15 protein-coding genes, 1 tRNA gene and 1 pseudogene are annotated in these 16820 nt (G+C 55.0%); 5 read left to right on the forward strand and 12 right to left on the reverse strand.

Annotated features, from left to right (window positions below; translation table 11 throughout):
* Nucleotides 1-55 precede the first annotated feature (55 nt).
* The 5 genes from M0Q23_01925 (at nt 56) to fusA (ending at nt 4434) form a co-directional block, all read left to right on the forward strand.
* The gene (locus tag M0Q23_01925; GenBank protein MCK9527408.1) at nt 56-280 is read left to right on the forward strand and encodes a hypothetical protein; all 225 of its coding nucleotides are present in this window, start codon (nt 56-58) and stop codon (nt 278-280) included.
* Nucleotides 277-849 (forward strand): HD domain-containing protein, encoded by a 573-nt coding sequence (locus tag M0Q23_01930; protein ID MCK9527409.1) that lies wholly within the window; start codon nt 277-279, stop codon nt 847-849. The genes M0Q23_01925 and M0Q23_01930 overlap by 4 nt, the downstream gene beginning before the upstream one ends.
* Nucleotides 850-855: 6 nt before the next feature.
* Nucleotides 856-1671 (forward strand): tetratricopeptide repeat protein, encoded by an 816-nt coding sequence (locus tag M0Q23_01935; GenBank protein MCK9527410.1) that lies wholly within the window; start codon nt 856-858, stop codon nt 1669-1671.
* A gap of 38 nt (nt 1672-1709) precedes the next feature.
* Complete coding sequence (locus tag M0Q23_01940; protein MCK9527411.1) at nt 1710-2342, forward strand: GerMN domain-containing protein; 633 nt, start codon at nt 1710-1712, stop codon at nt 2340-2342.
* A gap of 61 nt (nt 2343-2403) precedes the next feature.
* Nucleotides 2404-4434 (forward strand): elongation factor G, encoded by a 2031-nt coding sequence (gene fusA / locus M0Q23_01945; protein ID MCK9527412.1) that lies wholly within the window; start codon nt 2404-2406, stop codon nt 4432-4434.
* A gap of 336 nt (nt 4435-4770) precedes the next feature.
* Here the strand turns inward: fusA and M0Q23_01950 are convergent.
* The 12 genes and pseudogenes from M0Q23_01950 to M0Q23_02005 all read right to left on the reverse strand — a co-directional run bounded on the left by M0Q23_01950 (nt 4771) and on the right by M0Q23_02005 (nt 16774).
* A pseudogene (locus M0Q23_01950) lies at nt 4771-5074 on the reverse strand (IS630 family transposase).
* Nucleotides 5075-5221: 147 nt separating this feature from the next.
* Nucleotides 5222-7660 (reverse strand): sodium-translocating pyrophosphatase, encoded by a 2439-nt coding sequence (locus tag M0Q23_01955; protein ID MCK9527413.1) that lies wholly within the window; start codon nt 7658-7660, stop codon nt 5222-5224.
* A gap of 107 nt (nt 7661-7767) precedes the next feature.
* Nucleotides 7768-8334: an aminoacyl-tRNA hydrolase gene (locus tag M0Q23_01960; protein ID MCK9527414.1), complete on the reverse strand. Its 567-nt coding sequence runs from the start codon at nt 8332-8334 to the stop codon at nt 7768-7770.
* A 196-nt stretch (nt 8335-8530) separates the two neighbouring features.
* Nucleotides 8531-9121, reverse strand: coding sequence for an aminoacyl-tRNA hydrolase (gene pth, locus M0Q23_01965; GenBank protein MCK9527415.1), 591 nt, complete (start codon nt 9119-9121; stop codon nt 8531-8533).
* A gap of 9 nt (nt 9122-9130) precedes the next feature.
* Nucleotides 9131-9790: a 50S ribosomal protein L25 gene (locus M0Q23_01970; protein ID MCK9527416.1), complete on the reverse strand. Its 660-nt coding sequence runs from the start codon at nt 9788-9790 to the stop codon at nt 9131-9133.
* A 9-nt stretch (nt 9791-9799) separates the two neighbouring features.
* Complete coding sequence (locus M0Q23_01975; GenBank protein ID MCK9527417.1) at nt 9800-10744, reverse strand: ribose-phosphate pyrophosphokinase; 945 nt, start codon at nt 10742-10744, stop codon at nt 9800-9802.
* A 19-nt stretch (nt 10745-10763) separates the two neighbouring features.
* Nucleotides 10764-10838, reverse strand: a tRNA-Gln gene (locus M0Q23_01980).
* Between the two features lie 46 nt (nt 10839-10884).
* Nucleotides 10885-11640 carry a glucose 1-dehydrogenase gene (locus M0Q23_01985; GenBank protein ID MCK9527418.1) on the reverse strand — a complete coding sequence of 252 codons (756 nt, stop codon included), beginning with the start codon at nt 11638-11640 and terminating at the stop codon, nt 10885-10887.
* 27 nt (nt 11641-11667) lie between these two features.
* A complete protein-coding gene (gene ispE / locus M0Q23_01990) occupies nt 11668-12519 on the reverse strand; it encodes a 4-(cytidine 5'-diphospho)-2-C-methyl-D-erythritol kinase (GenBank protein ID MCK9527419.1) in 852 nt (283 codons plus the stop codon).
* On the reverse strand, nt 12516-12983 hold the full coding sequence (locus M0Q23_01995) for a DUF1844 domain-containing protein (GenBank protein ID MCK9527420.1): 468 nt from the start codon (nt 12981-12983) through the stop codon (nt 12516-12518). Before M0Q23_01995 ends, ispE begins: the two co-directional genes overlap by 4 nt.
* A gap of 300 nt (nt 12984-13283) precedes the next feature.
* Nucleotides 13284-15872 carry an ATP-dependent chaperone ClpB gene (clpB, locus tag M0Q23_02000; protein MCK9527421.1) on the reverse strand — a complete coding sequence of 863 codons (2589 nt, stop codon included), beginning with the start codon at nt 15870-15872 and terminating at the stop codon, nt 13284-13286.
* Nucleotides 15873-15895: 23 nt separating this feature from the next.
* The gene (locus tag M0Q23_02005; protein ID MCK9527422.1) at nt 15896-16774 is read right to left on the reverse strand and encodes a diadenylate cyclase; all 879 of its coding nucleotides are present in this window, start codon (nt 16772-16774) and stop codon (nt 15896-15898) included.
* Nucleotides 16775-16820 lie beyond the last annotated feature (46 nt).

Consider the following 16820-nt stretch of genomic DNA (forward strand, 5'->3'; position numbering starts at 1 on the left):
TGCCGCGCGTACCCTGTGACAGGAATGAACCTGTCCCCCATGAAAGGATGCAGCCGTGAAAGACTCTCGTCCCGGTCCGGGCCTGGTCAAGGAAATCCAGGCACGAGTGGAAAAGAAGATGCGCGAGAATGAAATCGCCGTTCTTCAGTACTGGAAGGAACGGATCGATCGGGTGGCGGCCATGAAACCGGAGGGCATCGCATCGCTCCAGCTGGAAATAAAGAAAATCTCTTCCATGATGGATGCGAGGATAGGGATTCTCAAAAAAGATAAATCATGAAGAATATCGTCAATTTTTTGTTCGAAGTCGGCATGTTGCAGAAGACGCCCCGATCGGGATTCCAGTTTTTTGGGTCGGGGCGGGAGTCCGTGTCCGAGCACATCCTGAGGACACTGTACATCGGTTACGCGCTCTCGAAACTGGAACCGGGCGTGGATGAGCTGAAGGTTCTCCGCATCTGCCTCATGCACGACCTGCCCGAGGCGCGAACGGGAGACATGAATTACGTCAACAAAAAGTATGTCACCGTGGACGAAGAAAAGGCGGTCAATGATCTCGCCGGCACGCTCCCTTTCGGTGCCGAGGTGAAGGAAGTTCTTGCGGAATTCAGGGAGGGGGAGACGCGGGAGGCGATCATGGCCCGTGACGCGGACCAGCTCGCCCTTATTCTTCAACTCAAGGAATACGGTGACCTCGGAAACAAGTACAGCGCTGAATGGATCTCCTACGCCTTCAGGCGGCTGCAGACGGACAGGGCAAAGGCATTGGCGACAGCCATCATGGAAACAGACTCCTCTGAATGGTGGTTCGGGGAAAAGAGCGACTGGTGGATCAATGGAAAGGACTAGGCCACGATGACCCGTGCCGCTCAGCTCTTCCGGCACTGCGGCCTCGTGGCCGTGCTGGTGGTGCCGCTCGTCATGGCGTCGGCCTGCGCGACGGACTATCGCAACAGGGAAATGGCCGAGATGCACCTGCGGACGGGCATCGCGAGCATTGAATCGGGTCAGTTCACCGAGGCTCTTCGGGAACTTTTCGAAGCGCGGCGGCTGAATCCCGACGACCCCCGCGTATATTATCACCTGGGAGTTTCGTATTACGCCCGGGGAATGAGAGGGGACGCCCTGTCGGCCTTCATCCGTGCCGTGGAACTCAGACCTGACTACTCGGAGGCGCTCAACTACCTCGGCCTTATTCGATTTGAAGAAAAAGACTACTCCGGAGCGATCAGCTACTTTCAGAAAGCCCTGGAAAATATTCTCTATGACACGCCTGAATTTTCGCTTTTCAATATGGGCAGGGCCTGGCGTGAGCAGAGAGCCGACGACCGGGCGCTGTCATTCTTCGAAGAAGCGGCGAGGGTCCGGCCCAACAGGATTCTTCCCCTGGTACTCATGAACATGGGAACCCTGCTCCTGACCATGGACCGGCCCGATGAAGCCCTGAAGCATCTTCGGGAATCCGTCAGAATGGCACCTTACGTGGCTGATTTCCGGTACGCTCTGGGAGAAGCATTCCTGGCAAAGGGTATGACAGGCGATGCCGTCAGGGAATTACGCCGGGCAATCGACCTGGCTCCCGAGTCGGAGGCGGCGACAAAAGCACGGACAATCCTTGCCATTCTGCCGCCCCCCGACGCCGCTCGGGAACAAGGCAGGCATTCACACTGAACAGACGGTGATCATTACAGCATGGAGCCGAACCGGCAATGGCAAACAAGAAAGAGAAAAAAGCGAAACAGCTTCGGGCAAAAAAGAGCAGACAGAAACGAAGAATGGGAATGCTCGGCATCATCGTGGCCGTATTGGCAGGTTTTCTCATTTTTTTCTTCGTGACTCTCTTTGATTCTCTGTACCCACCCACTACAGGTACGGCTACACGTACGGGAACCGTCACGGCACGGCAGGAAAAAGAGCAGGTGACTCTGTTCTTTGCCGATGCCAATGAACGGTTTCTCGTACCCGAAGTCCGGTATATGACAAAATCGGACTCGCGCGAAGAGCGGGCGGCCCTCCTTGTAACGGCACTCATCGAAGGGTCCCGTCAGGGCGGCATGAGGACCATCCCGACGGAGGCGGAACTGATCAACGTAACCATAGGGGAACGTGACCTCGCCGTCGTTAATTTCAGGAAAACCCTTGTTGACCACCACCCTGGAGGCAGCGCCAGCGAGATGATGACCATCTATTCCATAAGCAACACCATCGTCAAGAATATCCCTTCCCTGACCGGGGTAATGATCCAGGTTGAGGGAGCGACCCGGGAAACCCTGAAAGGTCACATGGATATTTCATCTCCCTTAGGAATGAACGACGAACTGATCATTCAAGAACGAAGCTGACGGGAGGAGCTGCGGCGGCCCTCCTGTCGCCGGACATCCGGAACGCGAAAGGATTATCGCGGTGAGTTCGCTGAAACTCTCGAAAATACGCAATATCGGCATTGTGGCCCATATCGACGCGGGCAAAACAACCGTCACGGAGAGAATTCTGTTTTATACGGGCAAAACCCATAAATTGGGCGAAGTCCATGACGGTGAGGCCGTCATGGACTGGATGCCCCAGGAACAGGAACGGGGCATCACCATAACCTCGACGGTGACCGCCTGCCCCTGGCGGAACCATGAAATTCATCTCATCGATACGCCGGGACACGTGGATTTTACCATAGAGGTGGAACGCTCCCTGCGGGTTCTCGACGGCGCCGTGGTAGTGTTTTGCGCCGTCGGCGGCGTGGAATCCCAGTCGGAAACCGTATGGCACCAGGCCGACAAGTACGGCGTTCCGAAAATCGCCTTCATCAACAAGCTTGACCGGCCGGGAGCCGATTATTTTCAGACCATCAATACCATGAACGATCGATTCGCGTCGACGGCCATACCCGTCCAGATCCCCTGCTTTGACGAAGGAACCTTTCAGGGCATCATCGACCTCATCGGACGGCGATACCTGACCTGGAATGATGAATCCATGGGCGTCACCTGTGACGTTTCGGATATTCCACGGCGACACAGAGAAGCGGCTGAAACATACCGGGAAACAATGATCGAGGCCCTTGCTGAATCGGACGATGAGATGGCCGAAAAATATATTGAAGGAGAGGACATAGGGGAAAAGGATATTCTGAGCGCTCTGAGGCGGACCACCCTCGCCCTGAAAACGGTCCCCGTTTTCTGTGGATCCGCCCTTCGCAACAAGGGAATCCAACCCTTACTTGACGGAATCGTTGATTATCTGCCGTCGCCTGAAGAGGTTCGCCCCGTGTCGGGCATCAACCCCCACACGGGCGAACGGGAAGTGCGGGACATCAAAATAAAGGCCCCGCTCACGGCGCTTGCCTTCAAGGTGATGACCGACGAAGGAAGAAAGATTACCTATCTGCGCATTTACTCGGGGCGTATCACATCCGGCTCCGAAGTATACAACGCGAACCGGCAGAAAAGGGAGCGGGTCGCCAGGCTGATCAAGATGCACGCGAACAAGCGTGAACGGGTGGACCATGCCGTGGCGGGGGATATTGTTGTTGCCATCGGCCTGAAAGACACGGTCACAGGGGACACGCTCTGCGATGAATCCAGCCCTGTTCTCCTTGAAAGCATGGAGTTTTATGAACCCGTTATTTCCCAGGCCATCGAGGCGAAAACTCCCGACGACCAGTCCCGCCTGTCTCTGGCCCTGGAAAAGCTGACCACGGAAGACCCGACACTTACGGTCAAGTTTGATGAAGAAACTGCCCAGACCGTTATATCCGGTATGGGGGAACTGCATCTGGAAATCATTATCGACCGTCTGGTGAGAGAATTCAATACCAGCGTCAATGTCGGGAAACCTCGCGTAGTCTACCGTGAAACCATAGAAACCGAGGTCGAATCGGAAGAAGTGTTCGACAAGAAACTGGGCGAAAAGAAACACTATGGTCATGTGACCCTGAAGCTGGAACCCAATACCCGAGGCGCGGGCATTGCCATTATTGATGAAACCGAGATGACCGCCGTCACCTCAGCGTTTCACCCTATCATCGAGCAGAGTATCCGTGACACTTCCCTGAGCGGTCCCATAGCCGGCTATCCCGTTGTCGATGTTATCGTCAGGATACAGCGTATCGGCTATCGCGAGGGAGAATCCTCGGAACTGGGGTACCAGGTAGCAACCTCCACGGCCTTTCGGAACGGTCTTGCCCGGGCGAACCCCGTACTCCTGGAACCGATCATGATCGTCGACATCCTGAGCCCCGCCGAGTTCATGGGTGAGATCATAGGAAACATTAATTCGAGAAACGGTGAAGTGGTGAGTATAACGCAAAAAATTCCCGTCAGTGAAATTCGCGCGAAAGTTCCCCTTAAGCACCTGTTCGGCTATTCCACAGACCTGCGCTCTCTGACCCAGGGACGGGCCGTGTTTTCAACGCACTTTTCCCGGTACGACAAACAATGACGATCTCACAGGAGGTCGAAGAACCGCTCCAATCCCTTATGCCATGTAAGGATTTTAGCCCCCGCAAAATCAGAAACACTCCCATTGTTTCATCCTGCCCGTACCGTTAGTATTCCACCATAAGTTATAGGGGTGTTCTCTTACAACAGCAGCATTACTACCAACAGATACTTACACCTGCCGGTGGGCGGTTTTCGGTTCCCTCCTTTCCCCCCACCGGCACCCCCTGAACCTGACGGGCGGACGGCAAGGCAGAACGCCCGCAGCTCATATAACGGAAGGAAGGTTTCATCATGGCGTCGAAACCTTCCTTCTTTCTTTTGTGTTTCACCCCCCGTAGTCGAACCGCTCCGGTTCCTGTGGTCCTGCCGGAAGCGGCGCACGTTTCCCGAATCAACCGGCGCGGCGTCTCGTCCATGCATACCACAGGAAAAACGGCGTTGTAAGGACGTCGAGAACCCGCTCCATCGCCGTGACAAAAGTGCCGTTTCCCTCCGGCGGAATTACCCGGCAGACTTTCTTCCAGGGATTGATCTCGTTTTTTTAAAACACGTCGGATCGTCTCGTGTGAAACACTGTCGATGGACCGGAGCTCCACAACACGATCGGCCGGCAGGCGAAGCGACCGGCGAGCGAAGCCCCGGGACGGCTTGCCGGGAAGATCGGACCTCCGGATAAAACGGAATGCACATTAAAAATAGTTGCATCTTTTCCCCGGCACGGGAAGCATAAAAAAGGGCGCTCCTTTTGGGGGAACGCCCTTTTTGTTTAAAAAGGTTATGTGAAATTATTCTCCCAGTTTATCACTGGCGATCCTCATGCTGTAGAAAGAACGGTAGATGAAGACCAGAGCAACCACAAAGAAGCAGACTGCCAGGCCGACTCTCACGTTGGCGTTGGGCATGGTGACCGCAATTTCCACGGCCAGAAGGCCAAACAGCGTCGCGAACTTGATGATCGGGTTCAGAGAAACCGACGAGGTGTCCTTGTAGGGATCGCCGACGGTGTCGCCCACAACGGCTGCTTCATGCAGCGGGGTGTTTTTCATCTTCAGATCGACTTCAACAATCTTCTTGGCGTTGTCCCAGCAACCGCCGGCATTGGCCATGAAGATCGCCTGGAACAGACCGAAGAAGGCGATGCCGATCAGATAACCGATAAAGTAGTAGGGGTTGAAGAACGACAGGGCCAGTGTCATGAAAAAGATCACGATGAAGATGTTGATCATCCCCTTCTGCGCATACTGCGTGCAGATCTGAACAACTTTCTTGGAATCCTCAATGGAGGCTTCCTCTTTATCGAGGTTGATATTCTTTTTAATGAACACGACGGCCTGATAGGCGCCGGTGGTCACCGCCTGAATGGACGCACCGGTGAACCAGTAAATGACCGCACCACCGGTGATCAGGCCCAGAATGATCTCGGGCTGCACCAGCGACAGGCTTGCAACAATGTTACCGAACAGATTCTCGAGCAAAATGATGATGCCGAATACCATCGTGGTGGCTCCGACAACCGCCGTGCCGATGAGCACCGGTTTGGCTGTCGCCTTGAAGGTATTGCCCGCACCGTCGGCGGACTCGAGGAAGTGCTTCGCAGTTTCAAAATCAGGCGCAATCCCGTATTCTTTTTTGACGACATCTCTTACGTCCGGACGGCTTTCGATCAGCGACAATTCATAAATGGACTGTGCGTTGTCGGACACCGGACCAAAGCTGTCCACTGCGATAGTCACAGGCCCCATGCCCAGGAAACCGAAAGCCACCAGACCGAAGGCGAAGATCGGCGCGGCGAATTTAAAGATTTCAGGCATAATAGCCAGAATGGCTGCATGCTGGGACACCATGTAAGAGATGAACATCAGGGACATGATCACCATTCCGATCCAGAAAGCCGAGAAGTTACCGGCAACCAGACCCGACAGGATGTTGAGCGAAGGACCACCCTGACGGGAGGCGTTGACTGTTTCCTCGCAGTGACGCGACGAAGTGCTGGTGAAGATTTTGGTGAATTCAGGAATCAGCGCGCCTGCAATGGTGCCGCAGCTGATGATGATAGCCAGCGCCCACCACAGCCCGCTGTACTCAACAGGCAGGTCGCCCAGCAGGCAATAGCTGGCGATAAAGGTAACCGTGATGGAAACGATCGAGGTGATCCAGACCAGATTGGTCAACGGCTGCTCGAAGTCGAATTCTTTCTTGTCGCCGAATGCGGCCGAACTGATGCCGTGGTTGATGAAGTAGGAGGCCAGGGATGTGAGGATCATCAATATTCTCATGGCAAAAATCCAGATGATCAGTTTTCCGCCCATTTCAGGCGTGGAGGCTAACGCCAACGAGAGAAAAACGATCAAGGCAACGCCGGTTACTCCGTAAGTTTCAAAACCGTCCGCCGAGGGGCCGACGCTGTCACCCGCGTTGTCACCCACACAGTCAGCGATAACACCGGGGTTTTTGGGATCGTCTTCCGGAAGATGGAAAACGATTTTCATCAGGTCGGAACCAATGTCGGCAATTTTCGTAAAGATACCGCCGCAGATACGGAGCACGGAAGCGCCCAGTGATTCACCGATCGCGAAACCGATGAAACAGGCTCCGGCGAGATCCGGCGGAATATATGCCAGGATAAGGAGCATCACGAAAAGCTCAACGCTGACCAGAAGAAGGCCGACGCTCATACCGGAACGCAGACAGATGTTGACGATGCTGAGGGGATTGCCGGACAGAGACGAAAAAGCGGCGCGGGAATTGGCCACCGTGTTGATCCGGATTCCAAACCAGGCCACGCCGTAGGAACCGAGAATACCGACAACCGAAGCGAGCAGGATGATGAGGACCCGACCCATGGACTGATCGGCCAGCCAGCCGAAGTAATAAATCATGCAGATCGCGATGAGAACCCACAAAGCAGTAAGGAACTTGCCTTGCTGGAAAAGATAGGTCTTGCAGGTTTCCCAAATCGTCTGGGAAACGTCGAGCATCGCATTGTGCGCCGGCAGGTTCTTGGTCTGAGCATACTGCAGGACACCGAAGCCCATACCGATCAGAGAAATGATGATGCCGACGTTCAGAATCGTCATCCCTCCGAGAGCGCCGCCCATGAAGGAAACCTCGGCAAGATTAGGCAACTGGATATTGACTTCAGCAGCCCAAGCGGCGCCGGCAGACAGCAGCACGATTAAACCGCTCAGTAAAAATGTCCAAACGCTTTTCTTGCTTTCAAACATTAAACTAGTCCTCCTCTTTTCGAAGATTGATATTTTTTGTCTGGTACTTGCCTGTGGCTTTCTGCAGACCGTTCAAAACGATTTCAGCGCTCGCATCGGCCGCCCGCTCAATGACTTTCGGAAGGCTCCAACACATAACCCTCTATTCGGGATTTGTCAACTGGTTTGCCAATACCCGGTCTCACCTGCATAAAACCGGAAGTTCCCAAGTTAGACTCGATAGATGCCGGCCCTTTATGACCGGCAGTTCCCCCGCCCGCCTTCATCCTGATGGAATCAAAAGGCAGGCCAGGATCATCGTGAATAACAGGGAAACCATATGTTGAATATTCCCCTATACGAGGGCAGATAAAAGCCTTTTGCTTTATTGTGCAGTCGATATTGTTCGAGTAGGCCGGATCAAGGAGTGATGCCGTATGGAGGGACCTTCGCATAATCGGTCGGCAGGCATGCCAGGGCTCTTTTCTTATGAACGAATCGTCATTAAAAGCAGAGCCGGGCTCGATAAATCCCCCAAGATTATCGTGCTCCCCAAAAAAGTAATACTCTCCAGGATAAGTATGAGACCCGATGAGTACGTCATTGATCTGGGGAGTGGCAGGGAGTAGAACTATCCAGTCAAAATCCGAAAACGGTACTTCGGAACTCAAACAATATGATACTGACAATGACATATCGTATGTGATACCTTGTGAAATCCGCTCACTGCTTCCTCCTCATCGCCAAGATGTTGCGGTAACAACTCGGCATGAGGATAGCAGTGGGCGACCTTAGAGACCATACCCATACGGGACCGGCTTAGCCGATCCCTCTTACCCCACCCATAGGGCGGGGGTTTCTGCTTCGATCTAAAAATTCCATAATCCTCGATCATATCCCCTGATCTGAAGTTTTTTGACCTCTCACATTGAACTCGTTCATTGCCCTCTGTGTTCCTGAACCGATGACAGCCTGTACCGCCTGGGAACCCCTATCCTTTATGCGCGGCAGTTCTTTCATCTCTTCGTCATTCAGTTTTCCGAGCACATAGGATTCGGTCATCTCTTTCATGACCGGCCTGCCGATACCGCATCGAACCCGGACAAATCCGGAACTGCCGAGATAATCGATTATGGATATCAGTCCCTTGTGCCCTCCGTCACCTCCTCCCTCCTTGATCCTGATGTCTCCGAAAGGAAGATCCAGATCATCGTGAATGACGATGATATCCGGCGTGTCAATCTTGAAATAACGAACCAGCTTCTCCACGGCGCGCCCGCTGAGATTCATGTAGGTATCGGGGCGGGCAAGCATGACCGGCCGTGTGGCCACGTACCCCGAGGCGTACCGGGCCTCATGCCCTCGCCGCGAAAGGGGTAATGACAGTGATTCCGCCAGTCCCTCCAGTACGACAGCGCCCAGGTTATGCCGTGTCAGGGCATAGGCGGACCCCGGATTTCCCAAACCAACGACCAGGATCACCGGTCTGCCTCACCGGATATTCGGCTGCGACTCTTCGCTTTCCTCTCTCTCGGCCTCATCATCAGAAACTTCTTCGGCAATCTCTTCCTCGAGTTCAGTGACTCTCACGGCGGCGACCGTCACAAGCGCCACATCCTCTCCGTCAAGCACGGTTACTCCCTCCGCCAGAGAGATATCGCCGACCTTGAGAGTATCACCGATCACAAGACCGCTGATATCGAGTTCTATGACGTCCGGCAGGGAACCGGGGAGCCCGGAAACCTTCACTTCCCTCTTCAATTCACGGATCTCCCCTCCATCTTCAATACCAAGGGGATGTCCCACCAGGTGAACGGGCAGATCGACCGTCAGTTCACGATCCATCTTGATCTCGTAAAAATCGGCATGCACCAGGCTCCTCTTCAGCGTATCCACTTGGAATCCCTTGACAACGGCAAGTTTTGAGGATACCTCCCCCGCGTCATCTTTCACCTTCAGCTTCACGAAGGTCCCTTCAGGCTTGTCGCTGCCGAGCTTTTTCAAAAAATCCGCGGCATTCAGGGAAAGAGGCAAGGAATCAATGCCGAATCCGTAGAAAACAGCGGGGATCCGGCCCTCTCCCCTCAATTTTCGGGCTGCCTGCTTGCCCGTGTCTGCTCTGGTGGTTACCTCCACCTCGATTGTTTTCATCATTGTCTCCTATGCGAATAAAGAACTGACTGACTCGTGGTAATAGATCCGCTTGATGGCCTCGCTGATCAACCCCGATACGGTGAGGACCCTGATCCGGTCGCAGGCACGGGCCTTCTCATGAAGCGCGATGGTGTCGGTTACTATAACCTCCCGGATTTGTGACGCCTGAATCCTGTCGATGGCCGGCCCGGAAAGAACGGGATGGGTGCTGCAGGCGACGACTTCAGAGGCCCCCTCTGCCAGCAGGGCTTCAGCGGCCTGAACCATCGTTCCCGCCGTGTCTATCATGTCGTCGATGATGATGGCACGCCTCCCTTTCACGTCGCCCACTATGTTCATTACTTCCGACTCGTTCGGAGAATCCCTCCGCTTGTCCACGATGGCCAGGGGGGTCTGGTCAAAGCGTCGGGCCAGTGCCCGCGCCCTCGCAACACCGCCCGTGTCGGGCGACACCACTACGTTGTTATCGGGATAGGCTACCTTGAGATACTCCAGGAGAATGTTCATGGCATAGAGGTTGTCCACGGGAATATTGAAAAATCCCTGTATCTGGCCGGCGTGGAGGTCCACGGAAAGGATGCGGTTCGCACCGGCAGCCGTGAGAAGATCAGCCACCAGCTTCGCCGTAATGGGGGCCCGGGGCGCGGCCTTGCGGTCCTGGCGGGCATATCCGTAATAGGGGATAACCACCGTCAAACGATCCGCCGAGGCCCGTTTCAGGGCGTCAATGATGACCAGGAGCTCCATAAGGTACAGGTTGACGGGGTTGCTCGTCGACTGTATTACAAAAACATCCATGCCTCTTACATTCTCACTGATCTCCACCCGGGTCTCGCCGTCACTGAAAGTGGACACATTGGCCTTGCCCATGGCGATACCGAGCTTCTCACAGATGGCCTGTGACAGCTCGAGGCTTGAATTACCTGAAAAAACCCTCATCCTTTCGAGCATAGTCGTTCTCTTTTCCTTATGGCTGGGGCGGGAGGATTCGAACCTCCGAATGCAGGAACCAAAATCCTGTGTCTTACCGCTTGACGACGCCCCAACAGGCGTAGTGTTAACCTCTGAGGGCCGGATTTATTCCCGCTCTCCTAAATGGTATTCCCCCCGTCGACGGCGAGTACCTGTCCCGTGACATAGCCCGATGAAGCATCGGACGCGAAGAACAGAACGGCTCCCGTCATCTCCTCCGGTTCTCCAATGCGACCCATGGGCGTCATAGTGAGGGCCGCGCCGAGAATGTCGGGATTGTCCCAGAGAGCGCGACTGAACTCGGTCCTTGTTAATCCCGGAGCGATGCAGTTTACCCGTATATTCATGTGGGCCCATTGCCTGGCCATCACTTTCGTCGCGAATATGACGCCAGCCTTGCTGATCGAGTAGACCGGAAGAATCCCCGGAGTGATTCCCTCGACAGAAGATACGTTGATGATCGACCCTCCACCCCGCTCGCCCATGATCCGCGCCACGTACTGGCTCGTGAAAAACAGGCCCTTGAGATTGAGGTTCATGATCGAATCCCAGCCCCGTTCGTCCACATCGATGGCCTGGGCCATGGTGGGGTTCGTGGCGGCATTGTTCACCAGAATATCGATGGTTCCAAAAACGTTCCTGACTTTTTCGACCATCTCCGAAATCTGGTCCAGCCGTCCCACATGGGCGGGAACGGCGATTGCTTCTCTGCCCCGTCCCTTTATTTCTTCGGCCACACGTTCAAGGTCGGGCATCTTCCTGCTCGCCACGGCAACATCCACTCCGGCATCCGCCAGGGCCAGGGCTATCGCCCTTCCGATGCCGCGGCTGCCGCCCGTTACGAGGGCTTTTTTTCCTTCCAGGGAACAGGTCATGTCATACCCCCTCCTTCCGGACATGGGTCACATCGAACGGGCGCTCACCGTAAAGGGGGCACCTTTTTTTTCTCTCATACGACTCGCGGCGTGTTCGGCGTCGATGGGTGACTCGAAGATTCCAAATACCGTGGGGCCGCTTCCCGACATCAGGGCACCCAGCGCTCCCTCGGCCATAAGGCGTTGTTTAATATCCGATATGGCAGGACAGATCCGCTCCGACACCCTCTCAAGATCATTTTCGAGTCCGTCCGTGATCTGACGCACCGTTTGAAGTCGCGGGATCGTATATTGTATCCGTTCGTTTGTCAATCCAATTCTGTATGCCCCATAGACTTCAACCGTTGAAAGAGGCACGCCGGGGTTGCAGATCACGAACCAGAGGGTCGGCAGGTTTTCCACAGGCCGGAGGAGTTCTCCGCGGCCGAATGCCCAGCATGATGAGACCCCCTGGATGAAAAAGGGAACATCCGATCCGAGAGCGGCTCCCATGCCCGTCAGATCCTCCCCGTTCAGTCCGGCCCCGGTCATGTCGTTCAATGTTGTCAGGGTGGTCGCCGCGTTGGAGCTTCCTCCTCCAAGTCCTGCGGCAAGGGGGATCCTTTTTCTGATTTCTATGGAAACTCCCCGGGGAACTCCCGTTGCCTCCCTGAAGAGGACTGCTGCACGAAAGGCTATATTGTCAGCGTTTTCAGGGAGGTCGGCTCCGGAACAGCGAAGGGAAATGCCGTCGCCTCCAAGCGAGAATGACATCTCGTCGCAGAGGCTGATCCGTTGCATGAGGCCGGCTATTTCATGAAATCCGTCGGCCCGTTTCCCCAGGACCTTCAGAACAAGATTGACCTTGGCCGGGGACTTCCTGGTAACGATGGGGCTCACGATTCCTTCACGTACCGCATTCTGAGCTCGTAAAGCAGCGTTTCGATCGTTCGTTTCTCGTCTTCCGTGAGGTTACCTTCGGTTTTTTCCTTGAGCATCGCAATAAGTTCGATCATCTGTTTCACAGCGGGGAGATTTTTCTCCTGTTTACCCGTGGCCGGGTCGGCCATATCACCGAATTGAAAGGCCGCTGAGGCGTAGAGTGAGAAAATGAAGCCCGAAAAATCGATCTTCGGCAGCTCCCGGGCACCCTGTGCCGACCCGGGCTGTTCCCCGACGGGAGGAGGCCCCCCGTCTTCTCCGGAAGGCCCGTCTCCCCGTTTCTCCTCTTCAGGAGTCTCTTTCGAAGCCTGCTCTCCCGGATCTTCTTTCCGGGCCTGTTCATCCCGTTCTTTCGCGCGCTCGTCGCTGAATATCCGTCTATCCCTGATCACAAACCCCTTTTCTTCATCATTCTCAGACATATCTTCCTCCACAGGTGCTGCCGGAAACCTTTGTGGTGTGTCATTTCGAGGAACGAAGCGATGAGAAATCGTTCTTTTCTAACGCCGGCGAACAGGATTTCTCCCCGCGGTCAAAACGACACAATCGATAGTGTTCCTAAAGGTCTTTGCCGGTACTGTCTTTCGCGCCCGGTACATCCCCACGACGGATGTATCCGGGCGCCGTGTTGTTCCGACACATAGATGTGTGGCGTTGTCACAAAAAAGCTCACTTCCGGTGCCGCCGTACTTCCGGAAAGGGGGCTTCGGGAACTCCTTCTCTCAAGTGGCGGTAAACACTACTCTTCCCGACTGATCCACGTCGCCGATGATCGTGTCCCCCTCTGAAAAAGCACCTTCCAGTATTTTTGTCGCCAGGGGATCCTCCACTATTTTCTGAAGCGCACGCTTCAGGGGCCGGGCACCGTAGGCCGGGTCGAAACCCGCTTCGGCAATGTGCCGCCGGGCGTTTTCCGTAAGTTCGAGATCCATCCGACGGGTCTGGAGCCGCTCCCTCAAGAGCCTCACCTGAATTTCGACTATCGAGCTGATGTCCTCCATGCTAAGGGCTCTGAAGGTGATAATATCGTCCAGCCGGTTGAGAAATTCGGGCTTGAAGGTGGCACGAAGCGCTTCGAGGGTAAGCCGTTCCTGTTCCTCCCTGGTCAGGGACGCGTCCTGAAGCCACTGCCCGCCGATGTTGGATGTCATGATGGCGATGGTGTTCTTGAAGTCCACCGTGCGGCCGTGCCCGTCGGTCAGACGCCCGTCGTCGAGTATCTGTAACAGAATATTGAACACGTCGGGATGGGCTTTTTCAATCTCGTCGAAGAGCAGCACCGCGTAGGGCCGTCTCCTGACGGCCTCCGTAAGGAAGCCCCCTTCATCATATCCCACGTATCCCGGGGGGGCGCCGATAAGACGCGCCACGGAATGTTTTTCCATGAATTCGGACATGTCGATCCTGATCATGGCATGCTCGTCGTCGAACATGAACTCCGCGAGAGCTTTGGAAAGCTCCGTCTTGCCCACGCCGGTGGGACCCATGAAGATGAATGATCCAATGGGCCGGTTGGGATCCTGGAGCCCCGAGTGGGCCCGGCGCAGTGCCCTCGACACAACGCTGATGGCTTCGTCCTGACCCACGACCCTGAGGCTGAGCCGCTCTTCCATATGCAGAAGTTTCTGGATGTCGCTTTCCATCATGCGGTTCACGGGAATACCCGTCCATTTCGCCACAACCTCCGCCACGTCATCGGCATCGACCTCTTCTTTCAGCGTTTTTCCCTCAGCCTGGAGCTCCCCGAGCTCCTTCAACCGGGCTTCAAGTTCGGTGTTGAGCTGAACCAGCGTGCCGTAGCGGATTTCCGCCGCCCTGGCGAGGTTTCCTTCACGCTGGGCATTCTGCTCTTCTGTTTTGAGTTCCTCCTGCTGTTCCTTGATCGTCTGTATGGCTTTGATCGCCTCCTTTTCCCGCAACCAGGATTCCTTCATGCCATCCCTTGATTTTTTGAGGTCTTCAATTTCCTTTTCAAGTTTCGACAGGCGTTCCTTCGATGCCGTGTCGGATTCCTTTTTCAGGGATTCCCGCTCAATTTCCAACTGCATGATCTTTCGTTCTATAGCATCGATTTCAGCAGGCAGGCTGTCGAGTTCAATCCTCAACCGCGAGGCGGATTCATCGATCAGATCGACCGCTTTGTCGGGAAGAAAACGGTCGCTTATATACCGATCCGACAGGGTTGCCGCCGCGACAATGGCTGAATCCATGATCCTGACGCCGTGGTGAACTTCATAGCGCTCCTTGAGGCCCCTCAGAATCGCTATGGTGTCCTCTACGGAGGGTTCCTGTACCAGTATCGGCTGAAACCGGCGTTCCAGGGCGGCGTCCTTCTCGATGTATTTGCGGTATTCGTTCAGGGTTGTGGCGCCCACGCAGCGGAGTTCTCCCCTGGCCAGGGCCGGCTTGAGCATGTTCGAGGCATCCACGGCGCCTTCCGCCGCGCCCGCGCCGACCACGGTGTGCAACTCGTCAATGAATAGTATGATCCGGCCGTCCGCCTCGGTCACTTCCTTCAGAACCGCCTTCAGGCGGTCCTCGAATTCACCACGGTATTTCGCGCCGGCCACGAGGGCCCCCATGTCGAGGCCGACAACCTGCTTGTCCTTCAGGCTCTCGGGAACATCCCCGTTGACAATGCGCTGGGCGAGCCCTTCGACGATGGCTGTCTTTCCCACGCCCGGTTCTCCGATCAGGACGGGGTTGTTCTTTGTTCTCCGTGACAGTACCTGCATTACGCGCCGGATTTCATCATCCCGACCGATAACGGGGTCAAATTTACCCTTTCGGGCCGCGTCGTTGAAATCGCGGGCAAAGCGTTTCAGTGCCTGGTACTTGTCTTCCGGATTCTGGTCCGTGATACGCTGTCCGCCCCTGATGTCCACAAGCATCTTCAGGAGCGCGTCCTTCGTGACGCCCTGACCCTTGAGTATCTGTGCCGCCGGGCCACTGTCGCCGTCAACGACGGCCATGAGAACATGCTCGACACTCACGTACTCGTCCTGGAGGCGCTCCGCTTCGGCGAAGGCCCTGTCCATGACGCCGTTGAGCCTCGGTGTTATATATCGCTGACCCGCCGCCTGCCCCGAAACAGAGGGCATAGCTTTCAGCGCCTTCCGGAGTTCGCTTTCGACTCTTTTCAGGTCGGATCCTATTTTTTTAAGTATTTCCGGAACGATACCTTCAGGCTGTTCCATGAGCGCCAACACGATATGCTCCACCTCGATGCCCTGGTGCCCCTCCGTTGCCGCCAGGGACTGGGCCTGTTGGAACGCTTCCTGAAGTTTCAATGTAAACTTGTCAAATCTCACGATCTGGTCTCCTTTGTTTTTCCTTATGCCAGTGCTTTTTCAATATCGACGAAGATCCTGCCTTTCCTGAATATCCTCACCGTCCCCGTTGTTTCGGAAACAACGATGGCTATGGCGTTGGTGACGTTTGTCACTCCCGCGGCCGTTATGTGGCGGCTGCCCAGGCCTTTCGGAAATTCCTTGCTGTCCTCCAGGGCAACGTTCAGATGCCTTCCGGCGGTCATCAGAACCCCGTCCTCCCGCACCACAAAGGCTCCGTCCAGGGCTGAAAACTCCTTTATCGTTTCACGGAGTTCCCGGTCCATGACGTTTCGCTGTTCTTCCGGATATCCCATGAAGGGGTTGATAATCATCTGCCGGGACAGCTCAAGGACCTTTTCATGGTCACCGATGACAAATATCGTCCCCACGGGTCGTCCTTCCCGACCCTGAGACGCAAGCTCCAAGGCGATGTTGAGTATCACATCGAATACTTCGGGATGAACACCCTGAAAAAAATCGGATATATCCTCCGACGCCAGGATTTCAAACTCACTATCGACATCTATGACAAAGATACTGTCTATGTATCCCAGCCGGGGAATACCCGTCAGGCATACCAGTTTGTCCCCCCTTCCGAACCGCCCTTCGGCCATGCCTTTTATGATGGCTATTTTCATCTGGCTTATGCGGGTGACATTGACATCGGGAATGGCAATGATTCCTTCCACACCGGGTCCCGGTTCCTCCTCGTCGCGCCCTTCGATTTGCCGGACTACGAAAAGCATGTGGGCCGGAAGAATCTGTTCGGGAATGACGCTGATTTCAGAAAAGAGATCCCTGTTGACCAGGACGGCCCTGGCCGCTATTTTCTCTTCCAGCTTCGCCGCAAAATCGAGAATCATCGTATTCATTTCATCCATCGCATGCCACGTTTCTTTCATAATTTCCAGTTTGTATAACCTAACC

It is taken from the genome of Syntrophales bacterium (assembly GCA_023228425.1).
Lineage (GTDB): Bacteria > Desulfobacterota > Syntrophia > Syntrophales > UBA2210 > MLS-D.